Origin of the sequence: Corynebacterium sp., assembly GCF_030826625.1 — a bacterium.
Lineage (GTDB): Bacteria > Actinomycetota > Actinomycetes > Mycobacteriales > Mycobacteriaceae > Corynebacterium.
In genome coordinates, this window is sequence record NZ_JAPJNQ010000005.1 from 1 (window position 1) to 24,173 (window position 24,173).

Consider the following 24,173-nt stretch of genomic DNA (forward strand, 5'->3'; position numbering starts at 1 on the left):
ACCCGTGCCGCTGCCGTGAAAGGGCAGTGTCCTAGGCCGCTAGACGATGGGGGCTAGCGTGTTCAACACCTTGTTTCCTTGGTGTCGGCGACTTGCAATACATTAATACATGTCTTGATGTTACACAAAACAGCAGGCAGAAGGCAGTTTTTCGCGGCTTGTATGTACGTTATAGCAAGCAGTAATCTACACATCATGAACGCCGCGAAGCCTGCAGCACAACAATCCGACGAAAACTGCCCATGCACCCATCACGAACATGGCTATAGCGTCGACAAGCCGCGCTATCTCTCGCGTTTGCGCCGCATCGAAGGTCAAGCCCGCGGCATCCAACGCATGATCGACGAGGATCAGTACTGCATCGACATCATCACCCAGATCTCCGCGATCACCTCTGCACTAGAGAATGTCTCGCTGGATCTGCTCAACGACCACATCCATTCGTGCGTGGCCGATGCCGCGACCCAATCCGGGCCGCAGGCAGAAGCCACACTGGACGAGGCCATGAAGGCCATCCGCAAGATCGTAAAGAGCTAGCTAGTTCAACAGCGCGACAGCTTCGGCGTCGTCAAGTTCGACGATCGTGGCGGTCTCATCAGTGGTCAGTTGCGGTATCGCGGCGTCGTCTGGAGCCACCTCGGTAACATCCAGGACTTCCGCATCGAACGGCCTAACGTCAACATCTGGTACCGGTGCCGAGCGCAGCGCACGAGGCTGCATTGTGTGAGCACCCTCAGTACCGTCAGCACCCTCAACGCCGTTAATACCAAAGAATTTATCCAGCCCGCGCACATTGAATTGCGTGGAGTTATAGCGCGAATTGTCCGAGGTGTTCCATTGCGAGATCACCAAATCCAGGTTATCCAGGGTCGAACCGGGCGTGATGTAGCCACCATACGGCTGCGAGAAGTTATCCGGCCCCTGTGGCTGACTCCACGGCCCGTTGCGCACGATGGTCGCCACCGGCACACGGTTCCAGTCGGTCGCCAGCTCGCGGGAAATACGGACCTCCACGGCCAATGTCTGCTCGTTGAACATTGCCAGCACCCAATGACCTTGGATATAGCGCAAAGACATTTCTCCGGCCTGTACAGGCTCGCTGAGCACCGGGTGCAGGGTTCTTGTCGACGCCAACTCCCACTGCCCCGTCCGCGGGTTGAAATGTTGCCAGGCGCGCGGGTTGGTCAGCTCGCCAGGCTGCATGCGGCTCAGGTACACGTCGTGCTTGCGGCCAAATTTCGTCGACACCTGATAGATCCAGCCATCCGGGCCTTGCTCCCAGGACAGCAGCTGCATTAGCCCACCCTTGTAGCCGCCTTCGATCGTACCGACGGATTGCCAGGTCGCGCCGTGGTCGACGGATTTCCAGATTTGTGTGTGCGTGACATTTCCCAATGGTTTATTCCACATACCTTGCATGTACAGGGTGCCATTGAGGTTGAGCAGATCGGATGGGATCACGGTCAGACCGTTATTGCCGTGGGAATATTGAATCAGCTGTTCAGCTTTGGCGCCGTCATTCAGTGGCTTCAGGATTTCAATGCGGCCGTCCGGGGTTTTCTGGGCGACGACACCAACCGGGCTCATCCATTCGCCTTGCCCAAAACGCTGGCCACGGAAAGAATCGCCAAATACCACCGCAAATTTCTTACCTGGGGTGATTTCACGCATGATCCCCAGGTCACCGGAATAAAAACCGGCGGCATCGGACTTGCCGACGCCGAGCAGATCACCCAACATCGTGACGTTGAAATCTTGACGTGGCTTATGCGGCTGTTCCGGCTGACCCGGTTGCCCTGGTTGCCCCGGCTGACCAGGCTGTTCCGGGCGTTCTGGCTGTGGTACCGGACCCGGCTGCGGTGCCGGTTGTGGAGCTGGCCTGCTACCTTGCCCACCTCCATTGGAGGAACCGAATGATGATTGCGCGTGGGCTGCTACCGGATTTACACCAGATCCAAGTCCAAAACTGAAGCTCAATCCCAGTGCGATGAGCAGCACATATGGCCGCTTTTTGCATGAAGGCCGCTGTGCGCGGCGTGGTTTTGTCATAACCAGCAATATAGACCACCACCCACCGTTGCCGTATACCCCATAGGGGTATAACATGGGACGTATAGAGTCCCCATAAAGATTGTTCCAACAGAAAGGCTCACAATGTCGACCAAGAACGCATCCAATCCAGCAGCAACCTACAAAGTCACCGGAATGAGCTGCGAGCATTGCGAAAAAGCCGTGCGCGAAGAAGTATCCCAACTGTCCGGAGTTTCCGGCTTAGATGTCAGCTCCGCCAGTGGCGTACTCACAGTGCACTTCCACGAAGGCGCAGAAAACCCTGCTACTGATCAGGACATTATCGCCGCTGTCGATGAAGCCGGCTACACCGCCGAACGCGCATAACACTGCACATAAAACTGCGCACTCGACACCGCGAAAACAATGCGCAAACCATGCGAAAGCAACACGCAAACGATACGAAAACAATGCGCGCAAAGGAGCATGTCCCACTATGCCCACTCCGACACCATCGTCACCGTCCCCGATCAACGCTGCGTCCAGAGCCAGCGCTACAGCCTCAGCCAGCTCTGCGGCCACTATCGAGCTGAATATTTCCGGCATGACATGCGCATCCTGCGCGGCACGCGTCGAAAAGAAACTCAACAAGCATGACGGCGTGCAGGCACAGGTCAACTACGCCACGGAAAAAGCCACCATCACCGGCGCCGCAAACACCCTAGACGCCGACGCGCTGATCGCCACCGTCGAAAAGACCGGCTACGGCGCAGAACTCATCCCGGATACCACTACGCCGGGCTCGCAGGCCCCGCAGGATGCGATGGCCGAAGCCGAGCTGGATTCTTTACGACGCCGCCTCATCGTCTCAGCGGTGCTGTCGGTGCCCGTCATCGCGCTGGCCATGGTCCCGGCCTGGCAGTTCGACTACTGGGGCTGGGTCTCCCTGGCGTTGACTCTCCCAGTCGTGCTGTGGGCCGGGCGGCCGTTCCATAAGGCGACGTGGCAAAACCTCAAACACGGCAGCGTGACCATGGATACGCTGATCTCGCTGGGCACCTCCTCGGCACTGGCATGGTCGATTGTCGCGCTGGTTTTCGGTTCCGCGGGTGCGGCCGGGATGCGCCACGGCTTCGATTTCACCATCTCCCGTGGCGACGGGCTCAGCCACATCTACCTCGAAGTCGCCGCTGGCGTTATCACGTTCATCCTGCTGGGACGTTATTTTGAAAAGCGTTCGAAGCGCAGCGCTGGTTCCGCCCTGCGTGCGCTGCTGGATCTGGGTGCCAGTGAAGTCACGGTGCTGCGCGATGGCAAAGAGACAACCATCAGCATCGATGAGCTGACCGTCGGCGATGAATTCGTCGTCCGCGATGGCGAAAAGATTGCCACCGACGGCGTGATCGTATCCGGCCACAGCACCATTGATACCTCAATGCTCAGTGGCGAATCCGTTCCGGTGGAAGCCGGCCCGGACGATACCGTCGCCGGCGCCACCATCAACGTCGGCGGCGGCAAGCTGGTGGTGCGCGCAAGCAAAGTCGGGAAAGACACCCAGCTGGCTCAGATGGCGCAGATGGTCGAAGACGCCCAGTCAGGCAAGGCTTCCGCGCAGCGTCTCGCCGATAAAATCGCCGGCATTTTCGTCCCCGTCGTCATCGTGGTCGCGGTGATCACGCTGCTTGCCTGGCTTGTCATCGACGGAGACCCGGCCGCGGCGTTCACTGCAGCCGTCGCTGTGCTGATCATCGCCTGCCCGTGCGCGCTGGGTCTGGCAACCCCCACTGCCTTGCTGGTGGGTACCGGCCGTGGCGCGCAGATGGGTGTGCTGATCAAAGGCCCGGAGGTACTCGAACAGTCCCGCGGTATTGATCGCGTTGTCCTAGATAAAACCGGCACCGTCACCACGGGTGTCATGGAGCTTGCCGACGTCATCACCGCCGAAGGCATCGACCGCGACGACCTGACGCGCGACGACATCCTCCACCTAGCCGGCAGCCTAGAGCACGAATCCGAGCACCCGATTGGCCGCGCGATCGCCCGCGCAGCCATAAACAACCGCGACGATGCCACGCTGAGCGAGGTCAGCGATTTCGAGTCCATCCGCAGTGCCGGCGTGCGCGGGGTGGTGGACGGGCGCACGGTAGCCGTCGGCAAGCCGAGTCTGGCAGACAACGAAGACCTGGGTGTGCTGCAGCAGCCGTTCGTGCAGGCGCAGAAGCAGGGACACACCGCGCTAGCCGTGCTTGTCGACGGCGCCCCCGTCGCCGTGTTCACCGTCGCCGATCGGGTCAAAGACACCAGCGCTGCGGCGATCAAGCAGTTCCGCGAGCTCGGCATTGAGACGATGCTGCTGACCGGCGATAACCAGGCGGTGGCGGAGACCGTGGCACGTGAAGTCGGGATCGACCACGTGAAAGCCGAGGTCATGCCGGAAGACAAGGTCGCGGTGATCGAGGGTTTTCAGGCGCACGGATACAAGGTGGCAATGGTCGGCGACGGCATCAACGATGCCCCTGCCCTGGCGCAAGCGGATCTGGGCATGGCGATGGGCACCGGCACCGATGTGGCTATGGAATCCGCCGACATCACCCTGGTGCGCGGCGATCTGCGGGCAGCCACCGACGCCATCCGGCTTTCCCGCCGCACGCTCGGCACCATCAAAGGCAATCTGTTCTGGGCTTTTGCCTATAACACCGCTGCTATCCCCTTGGCTGCTCTCGGCTTGCTGAACCCAATGCTGGCAGGTGCCGCGATGGCGCTGTCGAGCGTGTTCGTGGTCAGCAACAGCCTGCGCTTGCGTGGATTCGAGTCCACCGCAGATGCCGACGTGAGTGCCTAGCCCGCACTCGTCGGTGCCGAGCCCGCTTAACCCGTCGCCGGTAATCATGTCTGCCGGTCGTCATGTCTGCCGGTCGTCATGTCTGTGGTCCCGTTTTGCAAATAAGCCCCCTGAAACCGGACTTTTTCGCTCACTATTTGCAAAACAGGACCATACTCTGGGCGACGCCCCAACCAGACACACTTTTGGAGACGCGCACATTTTGCCGCACATCCCCATAACCTCGATCAAGAGCAAAGCAGATACAGCAAACCCCCTGATCAATTTCTTGACCAGGGGGTTTAACTGTTTTGTGGGCCCTGCGGGGGTCGAACCCGCGACCTTCGGATTAAAAGTCCGCAGCTCTACCAACTGAGCTAAAGGCCCAACAGCTCACCATCGTAATACAAAGCAAACATAAATAAAAATCACCCCGGCCAGGTGCAGAAACTGCACCAGCAGGGGTGTCGAGCTATCACGCCAGCCTAGAAACTGTCACCCCCACCAGGTGCGCACACACCAGCAGGGGTGTCGAGCAAAAGCTCAGCTTGGTTCAGGGATTAGTCCTGCTTACCACGCATATCGCCGTACTCTTCGAAGTTGCGCTGGAAGTTGAACGCAGTTTCCAGATCAACCGGGGTGTGTACGTGCTGCTGCTTCATCGCGCGGTCGAAGTAAGCCTGCAGCTCATCGCGGTAATCAGGGTGTGCGATCGCAATCATCTTCTCGGCACGGTCACGTGGGGTGAGACCACGCAGGTCGGCGTAGCCGTACTCGGTGATGAACACCATGGTGTCGTGCTCGGTGTGGTCGATGTGCGAAGCGAAAGGAACGATCGCGGAAATCGCGCCCCCCTTAGCCTGGGATGGGGAGATAAACGTCGAAATGTAGGCGTTACGGGTGAAGTCACCGGAACCACCGATGCCGTTCATCACACGCGAGCCCATGACGTTGGTGGAGTTGATGTTGCCGTAAATGTCGGCCTCAATCGCACCGTTCGACGAGATCAGGCCCATGCGGCGGATGACCTCTGGGTGGTTAGAGATCTGCTGTGGGCGCAGGATGATGTGCTCGCGGTACTTCTCTGCCTGGTCGTTCATCTTCTCTGCATACTCTGGCGACAGAGCGAACGAGGTAGCCGAGGCAACGGTCATCTTGCCGGCATCGATCAGGTCCAGCATGCCGTCCTGGATAACCTCGGTGTAGGCAGTGATGTTTTCGAACTTGGAGTCCAGCAGACCCGCCATCACAGCGTTTGGCACGTTACCGACGCCGGATTGCAGGATGAACTGGTCGTATTCCAGGCGTCCCGCTTCGACCTCAGCCTCAAGGAACTTCAGGAAGTTCGCGGCGATCTTCTCAGAGATCTCGTCGGGTTCGCTAAATGGTGCGTTGCGGTCTGCCGAATCGGTTTTGACAACAGCGACGACCTTTTCCTTGTCGATCTCGATGTATGGGGAACCAATACGGTCACCCACGTTGACGATCGGCACTGGAGTACGGTTCGGCTTGCGTGGGATCTGGTAGATGTCGTGCATGCCCTCGAGGTTTTCGGACTGCCAAGAGTTGACCTCGATGATGACCTTATCGGCGTTGTCGATCCACTCCAGGTTGTTACCCACTGCCGAGGATGGCACGATCTTGCCGTCTTCGGTGATCTTGGTGGCCTCAATGATGGCAACCTGGAAGCGACCGAAGAAGCCCTGCTCTACCTGCAGGCCCAAGTGGGACAGGTGAATGTCCTGGTACTTAGCCTCACCGGCGTTGAATTGATTACGCAGGTTTGGATCAGAGTTATAAGGGGTGCGGTAGTTAATCGCGTTGGCTTCTGCCAGCACACCATCACACTCAGGAGCGGTGGAAGCACCAGTGAACAGGTCGATCTTGAATTCTTCGCCCTTGTCGTGGGCAGCCTTCGCCTTGTTAGCGATCGCGGTAGGCAGCGCCTTTGGGTAGCCGGCGCCAGTAAAGCCAGACATACCGATCTTGTCGCCATTGTTGACGTGCGCCGCAGCTTGTTCCGCGGTAGTGATCTTGTCTTTAAAGAATTCGTTAAGGATACGGTCAGCCACGTTATCTCTCCTTGTTCGGAACTTCTCGTTCGTTTTCTAGGCACGCCGTGCAGTTGCATCCGAACCGAGACCACTCATGGGACCCAGGACGCAATTTCTGCGTAGCGCTTCTGCAATCACAGTATAGCGGAGGTCACTGTGATTGTGTTCATGCTGAATACTAATCCAGGTCATAGCCACAGCACGCTCACACCACATGTGCCTGCACACAAGCGCCTGCGTTTGGTGGATTCACCGTCGTTAGCGACAATAGGCCTGTGAGCTTAACGATCGGCCCCCACCAGCTGTCTTCCCCCGTCGTCCTGGCCCCCATGGCCGGGGTGACTAACGTTGCTTTCCGACGCCTGTGCCGGGAACAAGAAATCACGAAGACCGGCACCGTCTCTGGCTTGTATGTCTGCGAGATGGTCACTGCCCGCGCGCTGGCAGAGCGCAACGAAAAAACGCTGCACATGACCACCTTCGCGCCAGAGGAATCCCCGCGCTCATTGCAGCTTTATACGGTGGATCCCGAGTGGACTTTCAAGGCCGCGAAGATGATCGTCGAGCAAAATATGGCCGATCATATCGATATGAATTTCGGCTGCCCGGTACCGAAGGTCACCAGACGCGGTGGCGGCGCTGCCTTGCCGTATAAACGCCGCTTGTTCGGTGAGATCGTGGCAGCAGCCGTCAAGGCAACCGAAGGCACTGATATTCCGGTCACGGTGAAGTTCCGCATCGGCATCGACGATGCACACCACACGCATTTGGACGCCGGGCGCATCGCCGTCGACGAAGGCGCCCAGGCTGTCGCTTTGCATGGGCGCACCGCCGCGCAGCGTTATTCCGGCACTGCGGACTGGGAACAGATCGCCGCGCTCAAACAACACCTCGCGCACACCGGCATTCCGGTGTTGGGAAACGGCGATATCTTCAAAGCCTCCGACGCCTCCGCAATGATGGATGCCACCGGCTGCGATGGTGTGGTCATCGGCCGCGGCTGCCTGGGCCGGCCGTGGCTTTTCGCCGAGTTGTCTGCCCACCTGCGCGGCGAGGAGATCCCGAGCCCGCCGACGCTAGGCGAACTGACCGGTATCATCACCCGCCACGCGGAACTTCTTGCCGAACACCAAGGCGAAGACCGTGCCTGCCGCGACCTGCGCAAACACATGGGCTGGTATCTGCGCGGTTACCCAGTCGGCAGCGAGGTGCGCGCTCGCCTGGCAAAGGTCTCGTCACTGGCAGAGCTTGCCGACGAGCTCGCGCCGTGGGCAGATTCGCCCGCGCTTGCCGACGACGCCGATGGCGCTCGTGGCCGCCAAGGCTCCCCATCGAAGGTGGCGCTGCCGGATGGCTGGTTGGATGATCCACAAGATGATGCCCGCGCGCTCGCTGGTGCGGAGTCGATGAACTCGGGCGGCTAGTACCGGCGAGCCACAGAGTTTATGCAGCGTCAGCAGAGTTTATGCAGCGTCGTTTTTGCTGTTTGCGGCATAAACCACGTGGTTTTCCGCGATGTCGAAACCAGATTTTTCATAAACCCGCACCGCAGATTCATTATCTTTTTCGACATACAGGATGACTTCTGTTGCGCCTTTATTCACCATTTGTTTAATTCCCAGGCGCAGCAGGTGCCCAGACAAACCACGGCCTTGATACGCGCTAGCCAACGCGATCACGTAGACCTCACCGACGGCTTTCGCGGAGTCTTCGGCAGCGCCATGCCATTTCGTCCAGTGAAAACCCGCCAGAACAGGGCGCTTGTCGACGGCTGCGTCTGGAGCGTCGGCCTCACCAGCGCTAGCACCAGCCGCACCAGCACCAGCACCAGCAGTACCGACATCCCACAGAAAAATCACGTCCTGCGGATCAAACCACTCGGCTTCCATCGAGCGGTGCAACCGGTCGCGATCCCAACCGCCTTGTTCTGGATGCCAGGAAAACGCCTGGTTATTCGCCGCAATCCAGCTTTCTTCGACGTGCTCGGTGCCAAAGGCCTCCACCGATTCGCGATAATTCTTCGTCACATAACCGCCCGGGCCTTCCCCCGGCTGTCCTGCCTTCTCCAGCGCCTGACCGGTCACTGACATCACCAACAAGTGCCGCACGATCGCCAAACCACGCTGTTCTGCAATCGCTTGCGCCGCTGGCAGCTGCCCATGCGCCCATACCTGCAGCTTTTTGCCTTGCTTGTCGACGGCTTCTGCCAGGTGCTCGTACAAGCAGTTGCCATAGCCCTGCCGACGGTGCCCCGGCGCGATCACCAGCTCCGCGGAGATCTCCCCAGCGGATTCCTCGAGCCCGGCAAACCCAACGAGTTCGTCGCCGTTAAAAACCAGCACATGCTGGTGCCCAACCCGTGGATCAGTCAGCCCTGCGACGAACTGCTCAGACAGCGCAGCGAAACCGTCGGCAGATTCTGCCTGCCGCAAGATCTCTTCTGCCGCGGCGACGGTCTTCGGGTTCGCCTCGCTGCCTGCGAGGTCGGTGTGCTGAAAACGCAATTGTTCACAATTAGCCATGCCCCCACCCTAATACGGTATGAATGAGGAGTGTCGTCGATCGTCGTCAAGCGCAAAACCGCCCGCATCACAGCCGGGGCCCTGGGTATCGCCGGTGTCGTCGGGCTTGCCTGGGTGGGTGATACCGCAGTGGCCGCCAATGTAGAGCGTCAAATTTCCGATGCGGTGCATGAAACTTATGCTCCACAGGCAGGGACCGCGCTAGAAACCGCCCCCTCGGTGTATGTCGGGGGAATCCCGTATTTGCAGGCGCTGCTGTCTTCGCAAGTGCCCGTGGTGGGGGTTTCCGCGCTGGATGTCGAGGTTGATGGCGTGGGCATGGTGAACACGGGCGTGACGCTGCAGGGGGTCAAAGCTGAGGCCAACCAGGTGTGGTCTGGTGATTTCGTCGGCTCGAACGCACAATCTATGCGACGCACGCTGCGTCTTGATGGCGTGGCCATGGGGCAATGGCTGGGCATGAGCGATCTGACGATCTCGCACCCGAAAAACATCTCGCCTGGCGGTGGCACCGCGACCGAAGCCGTATTCCAGGGGCGTCCACCGGGGTTTCACGAGCCGGTATCGGTCTTGACGACGCTGCGGCTGGTCGGCGATGAATTTCAGCTGCGGCCAACCAAGATCGTGCAATCCTCGGTGCACCCGGAGGATGCCGACGACGATGCCCTGGCCGCATTCGATCTCACCGTCGATACCACGCAACTGCCACTGGATAGGGCTGCGGATGCCGTCTACCTAGAAGGCGGTTCGATCGTCTTCGAGGCCGTGCGCAACAACGTCATCGTACAGCCGGAACACCTCTCCCCGGTTGGCAACGCTGCGCAGCCGGGCAGCGCGGCTAGAAAACCCACTGAGCACGGCTAAAAGACCCACTGGAAGCTATAACTAGATCCGGAACAAGTCGCGCAGTACCGCCCACACACCGCGCTGTTGGACGGGGATGATCTCTTCCGGCGAGAACACCTCGATCGCATCCGGAATGCTGTTCAGCTCCACGGATTTCAGCTTGCCCTGGGTTTCGCCGTCGGCCTGAAAGCGCAGTTCATCCTCACATTCCAGGGTGATGCGGGTGGCGTCGTCGAAACGCAGCGTGCGAGCATCGGTGAACTTATTCAACCGGCCTGCGCTATCTGCCCCGAACAGGTGCAGTAGCCCAACGAATCCACCGAAACCACGCAGGTCGGTGAGCCCAAAGGTACCCAGCCCCTTATCGAAGGAATTGCGCGGGTTCGTGACCACCGGCAGTGGGCCCAAAAACGTCCACGGATTCGTATTCGAGGCGAATACCAGCGGGGCTTCGTCGATGCGCTGGGTTTGTCCGTCGGCAGATTCTGCCTCCGCGGTGATTTTCGGTGGGGCGTTCAGAATGCGTCGCCAAGCCTGATACGAGATGCGCAAATACCGCAGCGGAGTGGCCGCAAAGCCTTGTTCCCGCAGGCGGTCGATGCTGTGCAACACGTCCGCGTCGATGCCAATTCCGGCGTTGATGGCGAACCAGCGATCATTCCAGGTGCCGAGACGAATGCGGCGCCGCAGATTCTTCTTAATGTGGTTGACCAGCAGCTCTGTAGTGTGCACCGCATCGAGCGGGTAGCCCAGCGCGCGCACGAAGACGTTCGCCGAACCGGTGGGAATCACTGCAAGAGCTGGCACCTCCGATGCTTTACGACGATCATCGCCAACCTTGCCCAACAAACCGTTAACGACCTCATTGACCGTGCCGTCGCCACCGACGGCGATCACAACGTCGTAATCATCCCGGCTAAGCCCGCGCGTCATATCTTCTGCGTGCCCTGCATAATGGGTGAACTTGGTGATCAAATGCGAGTCATCGATGCTGCGCACCAAAGGGATGATGCGTCGGAACAACTCGTTGGTTTGCGAGGTCGAATTCGGATTAGCAATTAACAAAATGCGCACGAATGACTAGGTTAGCCCATGACAGCCACCACCTGGGCACATTCTGGGCATATTCAGCCCATTACACGCGGGGGCAGGCCACGGTAGAATTTACAATTATGACTTCCGAGGAGCAGAACAACCCGAAAGACCAGGTAAACCCAAATATGCGCCTGGATGGCAACGAAGCCGTCAACCTGGCCGAGCAGCAGGCGAAAAAGACCGCCCACAAGAACATCCCGCAGACGGGCTTGGGCGCGCTGCCAGTCCCGGATGACACCGCGAACCTGCGTTACGGCCCTAACCTCAACGACGGTTTGTTGGGAGTGCTGCCACTGATTGGTGTGTGGCGTGGCGAAGGCCAGGCGATTACTGCCGATGGCCAGCACACCTTTGGCCAGGAGATCACGTTCTCCCACAACGGCGAAAACCACGTGAAATACGATTCCCGCACCTGGATCATCGACGAAGATGGCAAGCCAGCCGGTGCTTCCCGACGCGAAACTGGCTACCTGCGTATCGACGGCAAGGATGCCATGGAGCTGACCTATACCTCCTCCGACGGCATCGTGGAGATCATGTACGGCCAGCCACACAACGAGCGTTCCTGGGAGCTGGAATCGGCTTCGACCATGGTCACCGAAACCGGCCCGAAGACGCTCGGCCCCGGCAAGCGTCTCTACGGCCTGATGCCGAATAATGATCTGGGCTGGGTTGACGAGCGCGTCACCGACGGCGAGCTAGCTCCATACATGTCAGCGCAGCTGCAACGCGTCGCAGGTTAATTGCACGCAGCTGTAAAGCGCGCGGCTGGCTCATTGCACGTAGCCGGTTACTTGCTTGACCCGCTGAGCCCCGCAATTGCGCGTGGCTGGGCTAGACGCTCAGCGCGCGGACAATGAGTTCCCGAATTTCTTCGTGGTTGGCAGGTTCGGGCAACGCCGTGCCACCGAGGTCGATCACTCGCACCGCGATGCGCACCGAAGAGACCAACCACACCGATTCCGCCTGGTACAGTTCCGCGACTGTAACCGGGCGGTTTTCGCATGCCCACCCCTGGTCGCGCGCATAGTCGAATACAGCAGCGACGGTGGTACCAGCCAGCACGTCGCCATCTGGGGTGACCATACTGCGCTTCCCGCTCGCAGGGTCGCACACCACCAGCAGCACCGTCGACGTTGCGCCTTCCAGCACGCGAGCAGCGCTTGCCGACGCGTCGCTTGCCAACGCGTCGCTTGCAGGCTCCACGAAAATCACGTCGTCGAAGCCGCGGGCTTGGCGCAGCGCGGACATCGTGGCCGCGTAGTTCACGGTTTTCGCCCCGACTGTCGTCGACCAGCCGCGCGGTGCTAACTGTGCGCGCACGCCATCACGGCGTTGCTGGAGCACAGAATCTGGCACCGGGATGATCACTAACCAGGCCGTCGGAGTCGGCCCCACATGCTGCTCTCCGGCATACGGCTGGCCGTCCTGGACCACCTGCTGCCCCGCATACGGCCCCACATGCTGCCGGCCACGCGAATACGTCCAGGTGCATTTCGCATCCGGCACCTGTGCACCCGCCGGAAACTGCTGCTGCCAATCCGCGACGGCCACCGCGGTCACCTCCTGCCACAAATCACGTTGCGGGACCGGCAAATCCAATCGCTGCGCCGAACGCTGCAACCGATCCAGATGGCGTCGCAAATTCGCGGCATGCCCCGCGCGCACCAGCACCGATTCAAAAACGGCTTCCCCGCGAGTAACCGCGGCGTCGTCCCAGAACACCACGGGCTGGCTAGGATCGTGGCGCTGGAAGGCTTCGGCCTGCACATCCAGGGTGTAGACGATGGGCTGGGCACGGGTCGCTGGAGACTGCTCACACATGTCATGGATTATGCCAAGGATCTGGCGCTACCATGGTGGTGTGACTACGCAATACCGTTCTGTACTGCTCCAGCGCCCGAACGCGATGGCTTATCAGGAAGATCCCCCACACGCGGATGTAGCCGGGGTGGCCTGGCATTATGGTGAGCCTCTGAACGAGCAACGGGCGATAGAATCCACCGGCGCGATCATCGACCGCTCGCATCGACGAGTATTAAAAGTAACCGGCCCGGAAGCCGCCGCGTTCTTGCATAACCTGCTTTCGCAAAAGCTTGACGACGTCAGCGCTGGCTGGTCTGGCTCCGCTTTGGACTTAGATACCCAGGGGCGCATCGTGCACACCATGGATATCGCGGTGAACAGCGACGATTCTAGTGACGACGACGGCGGCGAGCTGGCATTTTATCTGGACTGTGAGGCCAGCCAGTTTGATTCGCTGCGGGATTTCTTGCAGAAGATGATCTTCTGGTCCAAAGTCACGATCGACGAGGCCGAGCTCGCGATCCTGACAGTACTGGGCGGGCCTGCCGAACTCACGCTGCCATCGCAGACTATGTATTCGCGCAAGGTTTCGACAAAACGCACCGCTGGTGCCGCTAGTGCAACCGCTGGTGCCGCTGGTGCCGCTAGTGCAACCGCCGCTGCTTCCGGTTCTGTGACCACTACCGGCCTGTGGGCAACCAGCCGCACCGATATCGCGGTGCCCCGCGCAGAACTCGAGACTGCCACCGCGGAGCTGGAAAATTCCGGGCTGCAACTGGCTGGCTTGATGGCCTATACCGCCGAGCGCGTCAAAGCCTTGGAAGCGGAATCAGTAGATCTGGACGAAAAATCCATCCCGCATGAGATCCCACATTGGATCGGCCGCGGCGAACGCGTTGGTGCAGTTCACCTAGAAAAAGGGTGCTACCGCGGGCAAGAAACCGTCGCCCGGGTAGAAAACCTGGGGCGCAGCCCGCGACTTCTGGTTTTGCTGCACCTGGATGGTTCGGCGCCGACGATGCCCAGCCCGGGTGCAGAGATTCAAGCGAATGGTCGTCGCGTCGGCAAGCTGGGTACGGTGATCGACGATTGTGATTATGGCCCGATCGCTCTGGGTGTGGTCAAGCGCTCCGCACTGGATGCAGGACAGGTCAACATCGGTGATGTTGCAGCGAGCATCGACGCAGAATCTATCCCGGTAGAAGAGGGAGAAAAGGCAGGTCGCGCGGCAATTAACAAGCTGCGCGGACGTTAATTATCCCCCGGTGCAGAATTTTTTGCGGTTTTGCTCTATCCTGTAACACAGGACGAATAAAAAGCAGATGGGGCATCCGAATTCCCTGGATTGCCCTTAACCCAAAGGGGGTCATGGCTATGGGTCGAGGACGCCAAAAGGCAAAGCAGACTAAAGTTGCCCGGGAGCTGAAGTACAACTCCCCAGCAATGGATCTGGACTCGCTCCAGAAAGAGCTCGCCTCACAACCACCGGGACGTGGCTGGTCGGATGATTCCGATGATGACTACGACTCGGATCGCTACGAAGACTAGCCATTCGGCTTCCCGCGAAACCGCGGTAGCTGGGCTGTAGTTTTTCTACCCCGTTTACACCCCTTCCGGATATAGCAGGAAAACCACCTGCATTTCCGGAAGGGGTAGTTGTGTGGATATTGCAAGCCTGGGGATACTGCAAGCCCGGGACTAGACCAGAACTCCCGCAGGGCCACGGAAGGTCGCGGCCAGCCAGCCCCGTGACCGGCTAGAACTGTGGGTGTTCACCGTGCATGACGACGCGTGGCGCATCCGCAGCGTCTTCAACTGCGCGAACAGTGCCCAACTCCCAGGCGTCGATGTGGCGAGCGGTCAATACTGCCAGCGCACGGTCGCGGTCCTCCGGTGCGACGACGGCGATCATTCCCACACCCATGTTGAAGGTTTCTTCCATGGCTTCGAGGCTGACGTTGCCGGTTTCGGCGATCTTGCGGAAAATCGGGCCCGGAGTCCAGGTGGTGCGGTAAACGTCGGCAGCTAACCCTGCTGGGATTACCCGCTCCAGGTTTTTCGCCAATCCACCACCGGTGACGTGGCAGAACACCGAGACCTTGCACTCGGACATTAGCTCGAGGCAGTCTTTGGCATAAATGCGGGTCGGCTCCAACAATTCTTCGCCGAGGGTGCGGCCGAATTCTTCAATATGGCCATCCAGTGGCAGCTGGGCTTGTTCCAGTAAGACGTGGCGGGCCAGCGAATAACCATTGGAGTGCAGGCCGGACGATGCCATGGCGATCACCACATCATCCTCGTTGACTTTTTCTGGCCCGAGCACTTCGTCAGCCTCGACGACGCCGACGGCGGTGGCAGAAACGTCGTATTCGTTTTCCCCCATCACGCCTGGGTGTTCAGCGGTTTCTCCGCCCAACAGTGCGCATCCCGCGGTAACGCAGCCTTCAGCGATGCCACCGACAATATCGGCGACTTTCTCCGGGTATACCTTGCCGATGGCCAGGTAGTCCTGCAAAAACAGTGGCTCGGCACCGCAGCAGATCAGGTCATCCACGCACATCGCCACCAGGTCGATGCCGATGGTGTCGTGTTTATCCATCGCCTGGGCAACAGCTAATTTCGTGCCCACGCCATCCGAACCAGATGCTAGTAGTGGCTCGCGGTATTTACCCAACGCGAACAGACCAGCAAAGCCACCGAGGTCGCCGCGGACCTCCGGGCGGGTGGCACGCTTGGCGTGCGGTTTAATCAGCTCGACGGCTTGCTCACCGGCTTCAACACTCACGCCAGCATCGGCATAAGTTGGGGAATCCGGTTGTGCACCAGGCTGAGGAGAATTCGTCATAATTGTGTGTTGTCCTTGTATTTTCGTTTAATCGTATGCCGTTTGGTTGAAATCCCGGCTAGTTGAAATTCCGTTTGGTTGAATTTCCGCCGAGCTCTACGAGTTTGTACTGCGCGTCGAAGCCGCCGAAGCCGTCGAATTCGGCATTGCCGGGTTGCCCAACAGGGTGCGCACTGCGTCGGCATTGCTGTTGCCTTCTGGAAGCCCCAGTGGGTATTTACCGTCGAAGCACGCCGTGCACAGTTGCTGCGCCGGCTGCTCCGTGGCCGCCACCATCTCGTCGATAGAGACAAAGCCCAAGCTATCCGCGCCGATGGCCGTGCGGATGGTTTCAGTCATGCCCTCCAGCGAATCGTCCCCGCCGATGTTCGCGATCAACTCGGCCGGGGTGGCGAAGTCGATCCCGTAGAAGCATGGCCACTTCACCGGTGGCGAGGCAATCCGCACGTGCACCTCGGCAGCGCCGGCCTCACGCAACATCTTGATCAGTGCGCGCTGGGTGTTACCGCGGACGATGGAATCATCCACCACCACCAACCGCTGGCCCTCAATGACCTCGCGCAGCGGGTTCAACTTCAAACGGATACCCAACTGCCGTAGCGTTTGCGTCGGCTGGATGAAGGTGCGCTGCACGTAGGCGTTTTTCACCAGACCCTGGCCGAAAGGAATGCCAGATTCGCGGGCATAGCCCACCGCAGCGGGGGTGCCGGATTCCGGCACCGGGATCACCAAATCGCCATCCGCCGGGTGGGTCTGCGCCAGACGCTTACCAATCTCCAGACGAGTGGCGTTAACGTTGCGTCCACGAATCGTGGAATCTGGGCGTGCCAGGTAAACGTATTCAAAAACGCAACCTTTGTGCGTGGTTTCCGCGAAGCGCTGGGTACGCACACCGGCTTCATCGATAGCGATCAACTCGCCCGGTTCGATCTCGCGGATGAACTGCGCGCCGACAATATCCAACGCGCAGGTTTCCGAGGCCACAACCCAGCCGCGCTCCAAACGCCCCAGCACCAGCGGGCGCACGCCATGCGGATCACGAGCAGCATATAAGGTTTTGCCATCAGTGAACGTCAGCGAAAACGCGCCTTGTACCTTCGGCAGAAGCTGCGCGGCGGATTCCAAAACTGATTTTTCTTCGCTGACATCGTCGGCAAGCAACGCCGACATCACGGCCGTATCCGAGGAGGTATCCCCCTCAGTGATCACACCACGCTCTTCGGCCATGGTGCGAAGTTCCAGGTAATTGGTCAGGTTGCCGTTGTGTGCCAGAGCGACGTCGGTGCCGTTTTTCGAGGTACCGAACATAGGCTGCACGTTGGCCCATTCTTTACCGCCGGCCGTCGAATAGCGGTTGTGGCCGATAGCAACGTCGCCTTGGAGGGATTCCAGCAGGGATTCATCAAAAACATTCGAGACCAGCCCCATGTCTTTGAACACGAGCAGGCGGTCTTCCCCACCGACAGCCATGCCAGCGGCTTCTTGGCCACGATGCTGGATGGCGTAGAGGCCAAAGTAAGTTAGCTTCGAGACTTCTTGCCCCGGCGCCCACACTCCAAATACGCCGCATTCTTCGCGTGGTTTGGTTTCGCCGTGATCATCGAAATCATCATGATTAGCATGGTCAGTAAATGTTTTGGCTACCACGCAGTTCATCTTAACGGTTGCTGGGATAAACCGCTAACATCTGCCAGCAGGGGTAATTTTTCGCCACCGCCGCCGGGGCCAGGCGCGTGCTCATCGCTGTTTGATCTCTTTGTCTGATCGCTCTATCTGATTGCCGTATGTAATCGCGCCGTCTCATTGCTGTATCTAATCGCTGCACCACTTTAGAGCTTGACGACGGGCATCCACTGCGCAATCTCTCCGGCACGAGTGCCCGACGCTGTCGTTTCTGGCGCGCCCACCAACTCGTCCCAGCCGATGTGTCCGGTCGCCAAACGCAACCAAGTATGCGGGCTGGCCTCGACGACGTTTGGTGGCACTCCCCTGGTGTGGCGCGGGCCGTCAATGCACTGCACAGCGACGAACGGTGGCACGCGCAGTTCCACGCTATGCCCGGGAGCATCGGCGGCGAGTAGACGCGCGGTGTGGCGCACAGCGTCGGCAAGCTGGGAACGGCTGGGTTGGGCCACTCCAGTTGCACGTGCGGCCTCAGGGGAATCGGCAGCGATCCAATCCGCGATCGCAAGTACTGCCGCGCGGGCTTTGGCAGGGTCAGGTTTTTTCACAGAGTTTGACCTCAAAAGCTTTCTTTTAGCTTTCTTGCGAATCTTAATGCTTTGATACGAGTCGCCGGCAATCATGTCTGCCGGTGATCATGTCTGCGGGTAATCATATCTATGGTGTCTTTTTTACAAATAGTGGACGAAAAAGGCCGGTTTCAGGTGGCCTATTTGTAAAAAAGACACAATATTCTGGTCGACACCCCGACCAGACACACTTTTGTCGTTTAACCCGAAAAAGAAAACAGCCCCAACATGCATGGTCTTGCTAATGCATGAGGTGGAGGCTGTGTTTATATCAAGAACATTAGCAATCCGGAGCAATTACTTCAAAATGTGCGCTACGCACTGGCGAATTGTAGGCTAAGCACTGGCGACGATGATCCACACTGCCACCAAGTGGAAGATCGCGGCGATAATCGTCGCGGTGTGGAAGTGTTCGTGATAGCCATAAATCCGCGCGTTCCGGCCCGGCCATTTCAGACCATAAGCCACCGCGCCAACGGTGTAGACGATGCCGCCTGCCAGCAACAGCCACACCACGGCTGGCCCGGCGTTGGTCCAGAGTTGCGAGATCAGCGGCACGATCAGCCAGCCCAAGGTGATGTAAATGGCGACATCCACCCAGCGTGGGCGCGAAAGCCACAAGAATTTCATCACCGCACTGGTTATCGCACCGCCCCAAACGATGGCTAACAGCCACCAGGCTTCTGGCAGCACGATCAAACAAAACGGGGTGTAGGTCGAGGCAATGAACACCGCGATCATGGCGTGATCAGCGCGACGCCAGGCCTGCACGGTTTTCTGCCTGCCCCATGGAATACGGTGGTAGAGCGCAGAAACTGCAAACAGTGCGATCAGGCCGCAGCCATACACGGTCACACCGATCGCTTCCCACCATTCCAGGCGCATCCAAGAAAACGTGGTGAGAACACTGGCGGCCGCCAGCATAAGGATAGCCGCGACGGTGTGGAACCAGCCGCGAGTGACCGGACGGGGGCCGCGATCAACCATGAAAAAACTGCGCTGGACCAGTCGGTCCCCGTCAGCCGATCGTGCAACAGAAGAGGCGTTGTTCATCACGCCCCTTATTTTAGATTGAAAAATCCCGCCGCGGAAAGTTTGTGCGATCGCTGCACAACACAATCCGTGGCGGGGTTACAGCCGGGAACGACGCGCTTGCGCGGTCGAAGACTAGGTTTGCTCTAGTCGATGACTGAGTTCGCTCCCGTGGCGTTTCCGAAGAGGCCAGGCAGCGTGGCAGCCCACACGGTGCGCAGCTCGTCGACCGATACCGAAATATCCTCGGCGACTTTGAGCGTTTGCTCCGCGGTGGTCTGCCCGATCTCTGTGGCAGGAACGCCAGCTTTCTGCGCGGCTTCCAAGGTAGCGGCAACGTCGTTGGTGGCCACCAAGATGCGCGAGGCCGATTCAGAAAACAGCGCGGTGGCAGCATCGGCGTGCACAGCGGACAGATCCACCGTGGCACCGACATTGCCGTCAAAGCACATCTCTGCCAGCGTTTGCCCCAGCCCGCCTTCGGAAAGGTCGTGGGCTGCGGTAATACCGGCAGCTTCTGCGTTGCTCATAACCGCACCCAGGCGCTCTTCGTTGGCCAGGTCCACCTGCGGCGGCAGACCATTCAAACCAGCGCCCGTAACCTGTTGCCAGATCGAACCGCCGAATTCTTCCTTGGTCTCGCCCAACAGAACCAGCTTTTGTTCAGCCTCCGGACGGTGCCCAACGGACTTGCGCACGTCATCAAATACACCCAGCACGCCGACGACGGGCGTCGGCAAGATTGGCTCCTCGCCAGTCTGGTTGTAGAACGAGACGTTTCCGCCAGAAACCGGCAGCTTCAGCTCCACCGCGCCGTCGGCAAGCCCATGCACGGCTTCGCGGAATTGCCACATGACGTCGGTGTTTTCCGGCGAGCCAAAGTTCAGGCAGTTGGTGATCGCCACTGGGCTCGCACCCTTGGCGACGACGTTGCGGTAGGCCTCCGCCAGAGCCAGGCGCGCACCCATGTTCGGGTCCAGTTTGGTGTAGCGGCCAGAGCAGTCTGCAGAAACAGCCACGCCACGGTGGGTTTCTTCGTCGATCCGCAGCACGCCGGCATCCGAGTGCAGCGCATCGACGGTGTTGCCGCGCACGTAGCGGTCATATTGCTCGGTGATGAAATCGCGCGAGCACAGTGCCGGTGAGGCCAGCATCTTCTTCCAGCCTTCCAACAGCTGCGCGCCGGTGGGCTTGTCGACGCCGCCGAACTGCTGCAGCTCATCCTGCCATTCTGGGCGGGCGTACGGGCGCTCGTAAACCGGGCCTTCATCGGCCATGGTGTAGGCCGGCGCATCGACGACGATCTCGCCGTTGTGGCGGATCACCAGGTGCTTGCCATCGACGACCTCACCGATTTCCGCGCAGGTCACGTCCCACTTCGCACAGATTTCGCGGAAGCGATCGACGTTTTCTGGCGCCACGACGGCACACATGCGCTCCTGGGATTCCGATGCCAAAATCTCTGCAGCAGTCATGTTTTCTGCACGCAGCGGCACCGCATCCAGGTTGACTTCCATGCCGCCATCACCAGCAGCAGCCAGCTCAGAGGTGGCACAGGCCAAGCCAGCACCGCCCAAGTCCTGGATACCCACGACGGTTCCGGCGTGATAAAGCTCCAGACAGCATTCAATCAGAACCTTTTCGGCAAACGGGTCGCCCACCTGCACAGCGGGCAGCTTGCGCTCTGCGCCTTCGTCGAAAGACTCCGAGGCCAGCACGGAGACACCACCGATACCGTCCAATCCGGTGCGGGAACCGAACAGCATCACTTTGTTGCCCTTGCCCGAGGCAAAGGCGAGTTTCAGGTCTTCGACTTTCAGCTTGCCGACGCACAGCGCGTTGACCAGTGGGTTAGCCGCATAGGATTCATCGAAAACGGTCTCGCCGCCGATGTTTGGCAAGCCCAGCGAGTTACCGTATCCGCCGATGCCGTGCACCACTCCGGGCAACACACGGGAGGTATCCGGCGCCTCCGCCGGACCGAAGCGCAGCTGGTCCATCACCGCGATTGGACGTGCACCCATCGCCATGATGTCGCGGACGATGCCGCCCACACCCGTGGCAGCGCCCTGATAAGGCTCAACGTAGGAAGGGTGGTTGTGCGATTCCACGCGGAAAGTCACCGCGTTGCCATCACCGACATCGACGACACCAGCATTTTCACCGATGCCGGCGAGGATCTTTTCTGCCATCTGCTCGGTCATCGTCTCGCCGAAGTAGCGCAGGTGCGCCTTGGAGGATTTATACGAGCAGTGCTCCGACCACATCACGGAGTACATGGTGAGCTCGGCATCAGTCGGGCGACGGCCGAGGATTTCTTTGATGCGCGCGTATTCGTCGTCTTTCAAACCCAGCGCAGCATAAGGCTGTTCCTGTTCGGGGTTTTGCTGGGCTTGTTCGACGGTATCGTTGACGACTTTGTTAGCGGCGCCGTTGGCGACATGGGCCATGGGTGTCTCTCCTTAGAGCTTCTCGGTGCTCAAAGCATTGAGTGCGGAACGGAAAATGCCCAGGCCGTCGACAGAAGGCCCAGTCAAGGCTTCTACGGCATGCTCCGGGTGCGGCATCAGGCCGACGACGTTTCCGGCCTCGTTGGTGATGCCGGCGATGGCATTGATCGAGCCGTTGAAATTGTCTGTGTAGCGGAAAACCACGCGGCCTTGCTCTTCGAGTTCCGCGATGGTGGCGGCATCAGCCTGGAAGCGGCCTTCCCCGTGCTTGGCGGGAATCAAAATCTTCTCGCCCTGTTCGTATTCGCTGGTCCAGGCAGTGTTGGCGTTGACGACTTCCAGGTAGGTATCCACACAGTGGAAGTGCAGGTGCTGGTTGCGGGTCAGCGCACCTGGTAGCAGACCAGATTCAGTGAGGATCTGAAAACCGTTGCAGATGCCAAGCGTCGGCATGCCTTCGCGAGCTGCCGGGATGACGGCTTGCATGACTGGTGACAGGGCAGAAATCGCACCAGAGCGCAGGTAGTCGCCGTAGCTGAAGCCACCGGGAACGATCACGCCATCGACGTTGTGCAGGTCATTGTCGTCGTGCCACAGCTCGACCACGTTGGCACCGGCCAGGCGGGCAGCGCGGGCAGCGTCGACGTCATCAAGCGAACCTGGAAAGGTAATGACACCGATGGTTAGGCTCATTAACGCTCACCCCGGTCAGCAGCGGCGGAGGCAACTTCGGCGCTGGCAGCTTCGGCATCGCGCTCTTCGATAACGATCTCGAAATCCTCAATCACCGTGTTAGCCAGCAGCTTTTCCGCTACCGCCTGGATTTCGGTTTCGGTGACTGTCTCGTCGACATCGAGCTCGAAACGCTTGCCCTGACGCACCTGGCTAGCACCCGTGACGCCGATGCGACCCAGGGCTTGCAATACTGCTTTGCCTTGTGGGTCGAGAATTTCGGGTTTGGGCATGACATTGACTACGACTCTGGGCATTGCACTTCCTTTAGCGACTCGGAGTGTGGGCGTGCCACGGCATGTGGGCATGCCACCGTTTTCGTTGCCAGTCTAGCGTGAATGTCTAAAAGATAAATGCACGGGCTTGCGTTCTGGCCGGGGTTCGTCGCGCAAAAACTCTGCCAGGCATAGCGCAACCACAGAGCCCACCAGCGCGGTGAACGCCGCCCAGGGTAACCAGCGGTCGGATTCCCAGGCTGCCAGGGGCGGGAAGGCAAACAGTGCACAGACGGGAGTTGAATACAGCACCCAACCTTGGCCACGGGCTAAAACGCCTAATAAGGGCAGTACGATCAACAAAACGTAGTGGTCCCACAGGATGCCGCTGGTGGCGGTGAGCGTGCTAAAAATTCCCACTGTGGTGAGCTTCCACGGTTCGCTCGAGCGCCAAGCGATGCAGACCACCACGGCGATCAAAGCTAACGCCAGCAAGCGCGGCACCAAGCTGGTGACCAACGGTGGATCTTCCACGATGGAAACCAGGGCGTCGGGGTCCTCCACGGCGCCAACATTAATCAGGGAGGAAAAAGCACCATTAACGGGCGCGACTAATGCCGCAGCGTTGAGTTCTTGCAGGGTTTCCACCCAGGTGCGGAACGTGGCAAAGCCCAGGGAAACAATGGAAACCACCACCGCAGTAATACCAAAAAGCAGCCCGGCCACCCCGGCTTTGCGTGCGCGGGGGAAAAACAAGCAGATGATAACCAGCACCACCGGAGTGAGCTTGACGACGGCTACCGCGCCGAGAGTCAGCCCGGCGCGAACCGGGTGTATGCGTGCTGCTGCGAGTCCATAGGCCACCCCAGCGAAAATAAACGGAGTGGTTTGCCCCAGATACAGAGAAGATTGAAAAGACGTGGCTACCCAGCCCAATACAAGGCCTAAGGCCAAATACCCTGGCGGGATTTCATCTTCGAACCAGAACCGCCACGCTGACACAATGAGTACTACTAGGGCCCAACCGGACAAAACGGTGATCCAAAATACCGCAGAATCAAAGCTCAACAGCTTGGTAAGCCAGGACATCACCTGGGCAACAAACGGGGTGTGCACGAATGGGTGCGGGTAGGTTGAAACATCGGATTGTTCGTAGGTGTTGATCCAGGCTTCGCCCGTGATGAGGGCGAAGTCAGATTCGTGGATGGCGTAGAGGTTTTCGGTGTCGCCTTTCCCCACCAGCAAACCAGCGATCCACAGTGAGCCGAGGTCGCCTGGGTTTTGTGCCCCACGCACCAGGAGCGTAACGACCGCGCCGAAAAGTAACCCGGTGACGTGGTGATACCAGCGCACGATGGCCGAAGAATCCGTCGCAAATTCGGGCTTCCGATGGCGGGCCCGCCGTGGGGAGCTCGTGGAGACTCTCGTGGAGGCTGATGTAGTCATGATGTCACTAAGTTATCAGCTTTCACATAAATACTCAGCAGCCACTC

The 24,173-nt window shown here is 59.4% G+C and carries 21 protein-coding genes and 1 tRNA gene; 8 read left to right on the forward strand and 14 right to left on the reverse strand.

Going from position 1 to position 24,173, the window contains the following annotated elements:
* The first annotated feature begins 195 nt into the window (after positions 1 to 195).
* On the forward strand, positions 196 to 537 hold the full coding sequence (locus RCH87_RS01320; RefSeq protein WP_306514950.1) for a metal-sensitive transcriptional regulator: 342 nt from the start codon (positions 196 to 198) through the stop codon (positions 535 to 537).
* Here the strand turns inward: RCH87_RS01320 and RCH87_RS01325 are convergent, their stop codons facing one another.
* On the reverse strand, positions 538 to 2,049 hold the full coding sequence (locus RCH87_RS01325; protein WP_306514951.1) for a DUF4185 domain-containing protein: 1,512 nt from the start codon (positions 2,047 to 2,049) through the stop codon (positions 538 to 540).
* A gap of 105 nt (positions 2,050 to 2,154) precedes the next feature.
* Between RCH87_RS01325 and RCH87_RS01330 the strand changes: the two genes are divergently transcribed.
* The gene (locus tag RCH87_RS01330; RefSeq protein ID WP_306514952.1) at positions 2,155 to 2,397 is read left to right on the forward strand and encodes a heavy-metal-associated domain-containing protein; all 243 of its coding nucleotides are present in this window, start codon (positions 2,155 to 2,157) and stop codon (positions 2,395 to 2,397) included.
* Positions 2,398 to 2,506: 109 nt separating this feature from the next.
* Positions 2,507 to 4,852: a cation-translocating P-type ATPase gene (locus RCH87_RS01335; protein ID WP_306514953.1), complete on the forward strand. Its 2,346-nt coding sequence runs from the start codon at positions 2,507 to 2,509 to the stop codon at positions 4,850 to 4,852.
* Between the two features lie 293 nt (positions 4,853 to 5,145).
* Here the strand turns inward: RCH87_RS01335 and RCH87_RS01340 are convergent.
* Both RCH87_RS01340 and RCH87_RS01345 read right to left on the reverse strand, forming a co-directional pair.
* Positions 5,146 to 5,218: transfer RNA gene (locus RCH87_RS01340), tRNA-Lys, on the reverse strand.
* Positions 5,219 to 5,391: 173 nt separating this feature from the next.
* Positions 5,392 to 6,903, reverse strand: coding sequence for an acetyl-CoA hydrolase/transferase family protein (locus RCH87_RS01345; RefSeq protein ID WP_306514954.1), 1,512 nt, complete (start codon positions 6,901 to 6,903; stop codon positions 5,392 to 5,394).
* A 257-nt stretch (positions 6,904 to 7,160) separates the two neighbouring features.
* On the opposite strand from RCH87_RS01345, the gene dusB reads away from it, so the two are divergent.
* Positions 7,161 to 8,309: a tRNA dihydrouridine synthase DusB gene (dusB, locus tag RCH87_RS01350; protein WP_306514955.1), complete on the forward strand. Its 1,149-nt coding sequence runs from the start codon at positions 7,161 to 7,163 to the stop codon at positions 8,307 to 8,309.
* 39 nt (positions 8,310 to 8,348) lie between these two features.
* On the opposite strand, the gene mshD is transcribed toward dusB, so the two are convergent.
* Positions 8,349 to 9,407, reverse strand: a complete 1,059-nt coding sequence (gene mshD, locus RCH87_RS01355) for a mycothiol synthase (RefSeq protein ID WP_306514956.1) — start codon at positions 9,405 to 9,407, stop codon at positions 8,349 to 8,351.
* A 30-nt stretch (positions 9,408 to 9,437) separates the two neighbouring features.
* Here mshD and RCH87_RS01360 point away from each other — a divergent pair, with 30 nt between their 5' ends.
* Positions 9,438 to 10,271: a DUF2993 domain-containing protein gene (locus RCH87_RS01360; RefSeq protein ID WP_306514957.1), complete on the forward strand. Its 834-nt coding sequence runs from the start codon at positions 9,438 to 9,440 to the stop codon at positions 10,269 to 10,271.
* Positions 10,272 to 10,292: 21 nt separating this feature from the next.
* Here the strand turns inward: RCH87_RS01360 and RCH87_RS01365 are convergent, their stop codons facing one another.
* Complete coding sequence (locus RCH87_RS01365) at positions 10,293 to 11,327, reverse strand: diacylglycerol kinase family protein (RefSeq protein WP_306514958.1); 1,035 nt, start codon at positions 11,325 to 11,327, stop codon at positions 10,293 to 10,295.
* Between the two features lie 98 nt (positions 11,328 to 11,425).
* On the opposite strand from RCH87_RS01365, the gene RCH87_RS01370 reads away from it, so the two are divergent.
* Positions 11,426 to 12,091 carry an FABP family protein gene (locus tag RCH87_RS01370; protein ID WP_306514959.1) on the forward strand — a complete coding sequence of 222 codons (666 nt, stop codon included), beginning with the start codon at positions 11,426 to 11,428 and terminating at the stop codon, positions 12,089 to 12,091.
* 91 nt (positions 12,092 to 12,182) lie between these two features.
* On the opposite strand, the gene RCH87_RS01375 is transcribed toward RCH87_RS01370, so the two are convergent.
* Positions 12,183 to 13,172: an aminodeoxychorismate lyase gene (locus RCH87_RS01375; protein ID WP_306514961.1), complete on the reverse strand. Its 990-nt coding sequence runs from the start codon at positions 13,170 to 13,172 to the stop codon at positions 12,183 to 12,185.
* Positions 13,173 to 13,212: 40 nt separating this feature from the next.
* Between RCH87_RS01375 and RCH87_RS01380 the strand changes: the two genes are divergently transcribed.
* Together RCH87_RS01380 and RCH87_RS01385 are read left to right on the forward strand one after the other, a co-directional pair.
* On the forward strand, positions 13,213 to 14,409 hold the full coding sequence (locus RCH87_RS01380) for a folate-binding protein YgfZ (protein ID WP_306514962.1): 1,197 nt from the start codon (positions 13,213 to 13,215) through the stop codon (positions 14,407 to 14,409).
* Positions 14,410 to 14,528: 119 nt separating this feature from the next.
* Positions 14,529 to 14,702: a DUF3073 domain-containing protein gene (locus tag RCH87_RS01385; RefSeq protein WP_306514963.1), complete on the forward strand. Its 174-nt coding sequence runs from the start codon at positions 14,529 to 14,531 to the stop codon at positions 14,700 to 14,702.
* 208 nt (positions 14,703 to 14,910) lie between these two features.
* Here RCH87_RS01385 and purM read toward each other — a convergent pair whose 3' ends face one another.
* The 8 genes from purM to RCH87_RS01425 form a co-directional block, all read right to left on the reverse strand.
* On the reverse strand, positions 14,911 to 15,999 hold the full coding sequence (gene purM / locus RCH87_RS01390) for a phosphoribosylformylglycinamidine cyclo-ligase (protein ID WP_306514964.1): 1,089 nt from the start codon (positions 15,997 to 15,999) through the stop codon (positions 14,911 to 14,913).
* 96 nt (positions 16,000 to 16,095) lie between these two features.
* A complete protein-coding gene (gene purF / locus RCH87_RS01395; protein ID WP_306514965.1) occupies positions 16,096 to 17,655 on the reverse strand; it encodes an amidophosphoribosyltransferase in 1,560 nt (519 codons plus the stop codon).
* Between the two features lie 173 nt (positions 17,656 to 17,828).
* Complete coding sequence (locus RCH87_RS01400) at positions 17,829 to 18,230, reverse strand: sterol carrier family protein (protein WP_306514966.1); 402 nt, start codon at positions 18,228 to 18,230, stop codon at positions 17,829 to 17,831.
* A gap of 357 nt (positions 18,231 to 18,587) precedes the next feature.
* Entirely contained in the window at positions 18,588 to 19,304 is a 717-nt protein-coding gene (locus RCH87_RS01405) for a hemolysin III family protein (RefSeq protein WP_306514996.1), read from the reverse strand.
* A gap of 125 nt (positions 19,305 to 19,429) precedes the next feature.
* Positions 19,430 to 21,733 (reverse strand): phosphoribosylformylglycinamidine synthase subunit PurL, encoded by a 2,304-nt coding sequence (gene purL / locus RCH87_RS01410; protein WP_306514967.1) that lies wholly within the window; start codon positions 21,731 to 21,733, stop codon positions 19,430 to 19,432.
* A gap of 12 nt (positions 21,734 to 21,745) precedes the next feature.
* Positions 21,746 to 22,426 (reverse strand): phosphoribosylformylglycinamidine synthase subunit PurQ, encoded by a 681-nt coding sequence (purQ, locus tag RCH87_RS01415; RefSeq protein ID WP_306514968.1) that lies wholly within the window; start codon positions 22,424 to 22,426, stop codon positions 21,746 to 21,748.
* Positions 22,426 to 22,722 carry a phosphoribosylformylglycinamidine synthase subunit PurS gene (purS, locus tag RCH87_RS01420; RefSeq protein WP_306514969.1) on the reverse strand — a complete coding sequence of 99 codons (297 nt, stop codon included), beginning with the start codon at positions 22,720 to 22,722 and terminating at the stop codon, positions 22,426 to 22,428. The genes purQ and purS overlap by 1 nt, the downstream gene beginning before the upstream one ends.
* A gap of 72 nt (positions 22,723 to 22,794) precedes the next feature.
* Complete coding sequence (locus RCH87_RS01425; RefSeq protein WP_306514970.1) at positions 22,795 to 24,126, reverse strand: glycosyltransferase family 87 protein; 1,332 nt, start codon at positions 24,124 to 24,126, stop codon at positions 22,795 to 22,797.
* Between the last annotated feature and the right edge of the window lie 47 nt (positions 24,127 to 24,173).

What these genes read in the sequence shown, in the direction of transcription:
- RCH87_RS01325 (WP_306514951.1), bottom strand. Translation starts at nt 2,049, where the DNA reads ATGACAAAACCACGCCGCGCACAGCGGCCTTCATGCAAAAAGCGGCCA.
- purS (WP_306514969.1), bottom strand. Translation starts at nt 22,722, where the DNA reads ATGCCCAGAGTCGTAGTCAATGTCATGCCCAAACCCGAAATTCTCGAC.
- RCH87_RS01425 (WP_306514970.1), bottom strand. Translation starts at nt 24,126, where the DNA reads ATGACTACATCAGCCTCCACGAGAGTCTCCACGAGCTCCCCACGGCGG.
- RCH87_RS01335 (WP_306514953.1), top strand. Translation starts at nt 2,507, where the DNA reads ATGCCCACTCCGACACCATCGTCACCGTCCCCGATCAACGCTGCGTCC.
- RCH87_RS01405 (WP_306514996.1), bottom strand. Translation starts at nt 19,304, where the DNA reads ATGAACAACGCCTCTTCTGTTGCACGATCGGCTGACGGGGACCGACTG.
- purL (WP_306514967.1), bottom strand. Translation starts at nt 21,733, where the DNA reads ATGGCCCATGTCGCCAACGGCGCCGCTAACAAAGTCGTCAACGATACC.
- purM (WP_306514964.1), bottom strand. Translation starts at nt 15,999, where the DNA reads ATGACGAATTCTCCTCAGCCTGGTGCACAACCGGATTCCCCAACTTAT.
- mshD (WP_306514956.1), bottom strand. Translation starts at nt 9,407, where the DNA reads ATGGCTAATTGTGAACAATTGCGTTTTCAGCACACCGACCTCGCAGGC.
- purF (WP_306514965.1), bottom strand. Translation starts at nt 17,655, where the DNA reads ATGAACTGCGTGGTAGCCAAAACATTTACTGACCATGCTAATCATGAT.
- RCH87_RS01330 (WP_306514952.1), top strand. Translation starts at nt 2,155, where the DNA reads ATGTCGACCAAGAACGCATCCAATCCAGCAGCAACCTACAAAGTCACC.
- RCH87_RS01370 (WP_306514959.1), top strand. Translation starts at nt 11,426, where the DNA reads ATGACTTCCGAGGAGCAGAACAACCCGAAAGACCAGGTAAACCCAAAT.
- RCH87_RS01385 (WP_306514963.1), top strand. Translation starts at nt 14,529, where the DNA reads ATGGGTCGAGGACGCCAAAAGGCAAAGCAGACTAAAGTTGCCCGGGAG.
- RCH87_RS01375 (WP_306514961.1), bottom strand. Translation starts at nt 13,172, where the DNA reads ATGTGTGAGCAGTCTCCAGCGACCCGTGCCCAGCCCATCGTCTACACC.
- purQ (WP_306514968.1), bottom strand. Translation starts at nt 22,426, where the DNA reads ATGAGCCTAACCATCGGTGTCATTACCTTTCCAGGTTCGCTTGATGAC.
- RCH87_RS01320 (WP_306514950.1), top strand. Translation starts at nt 196, where the DNA reads ATGAACGCCGCGAAGCCTGCAGCACAACAATCCGACGAAAACTGCCCA.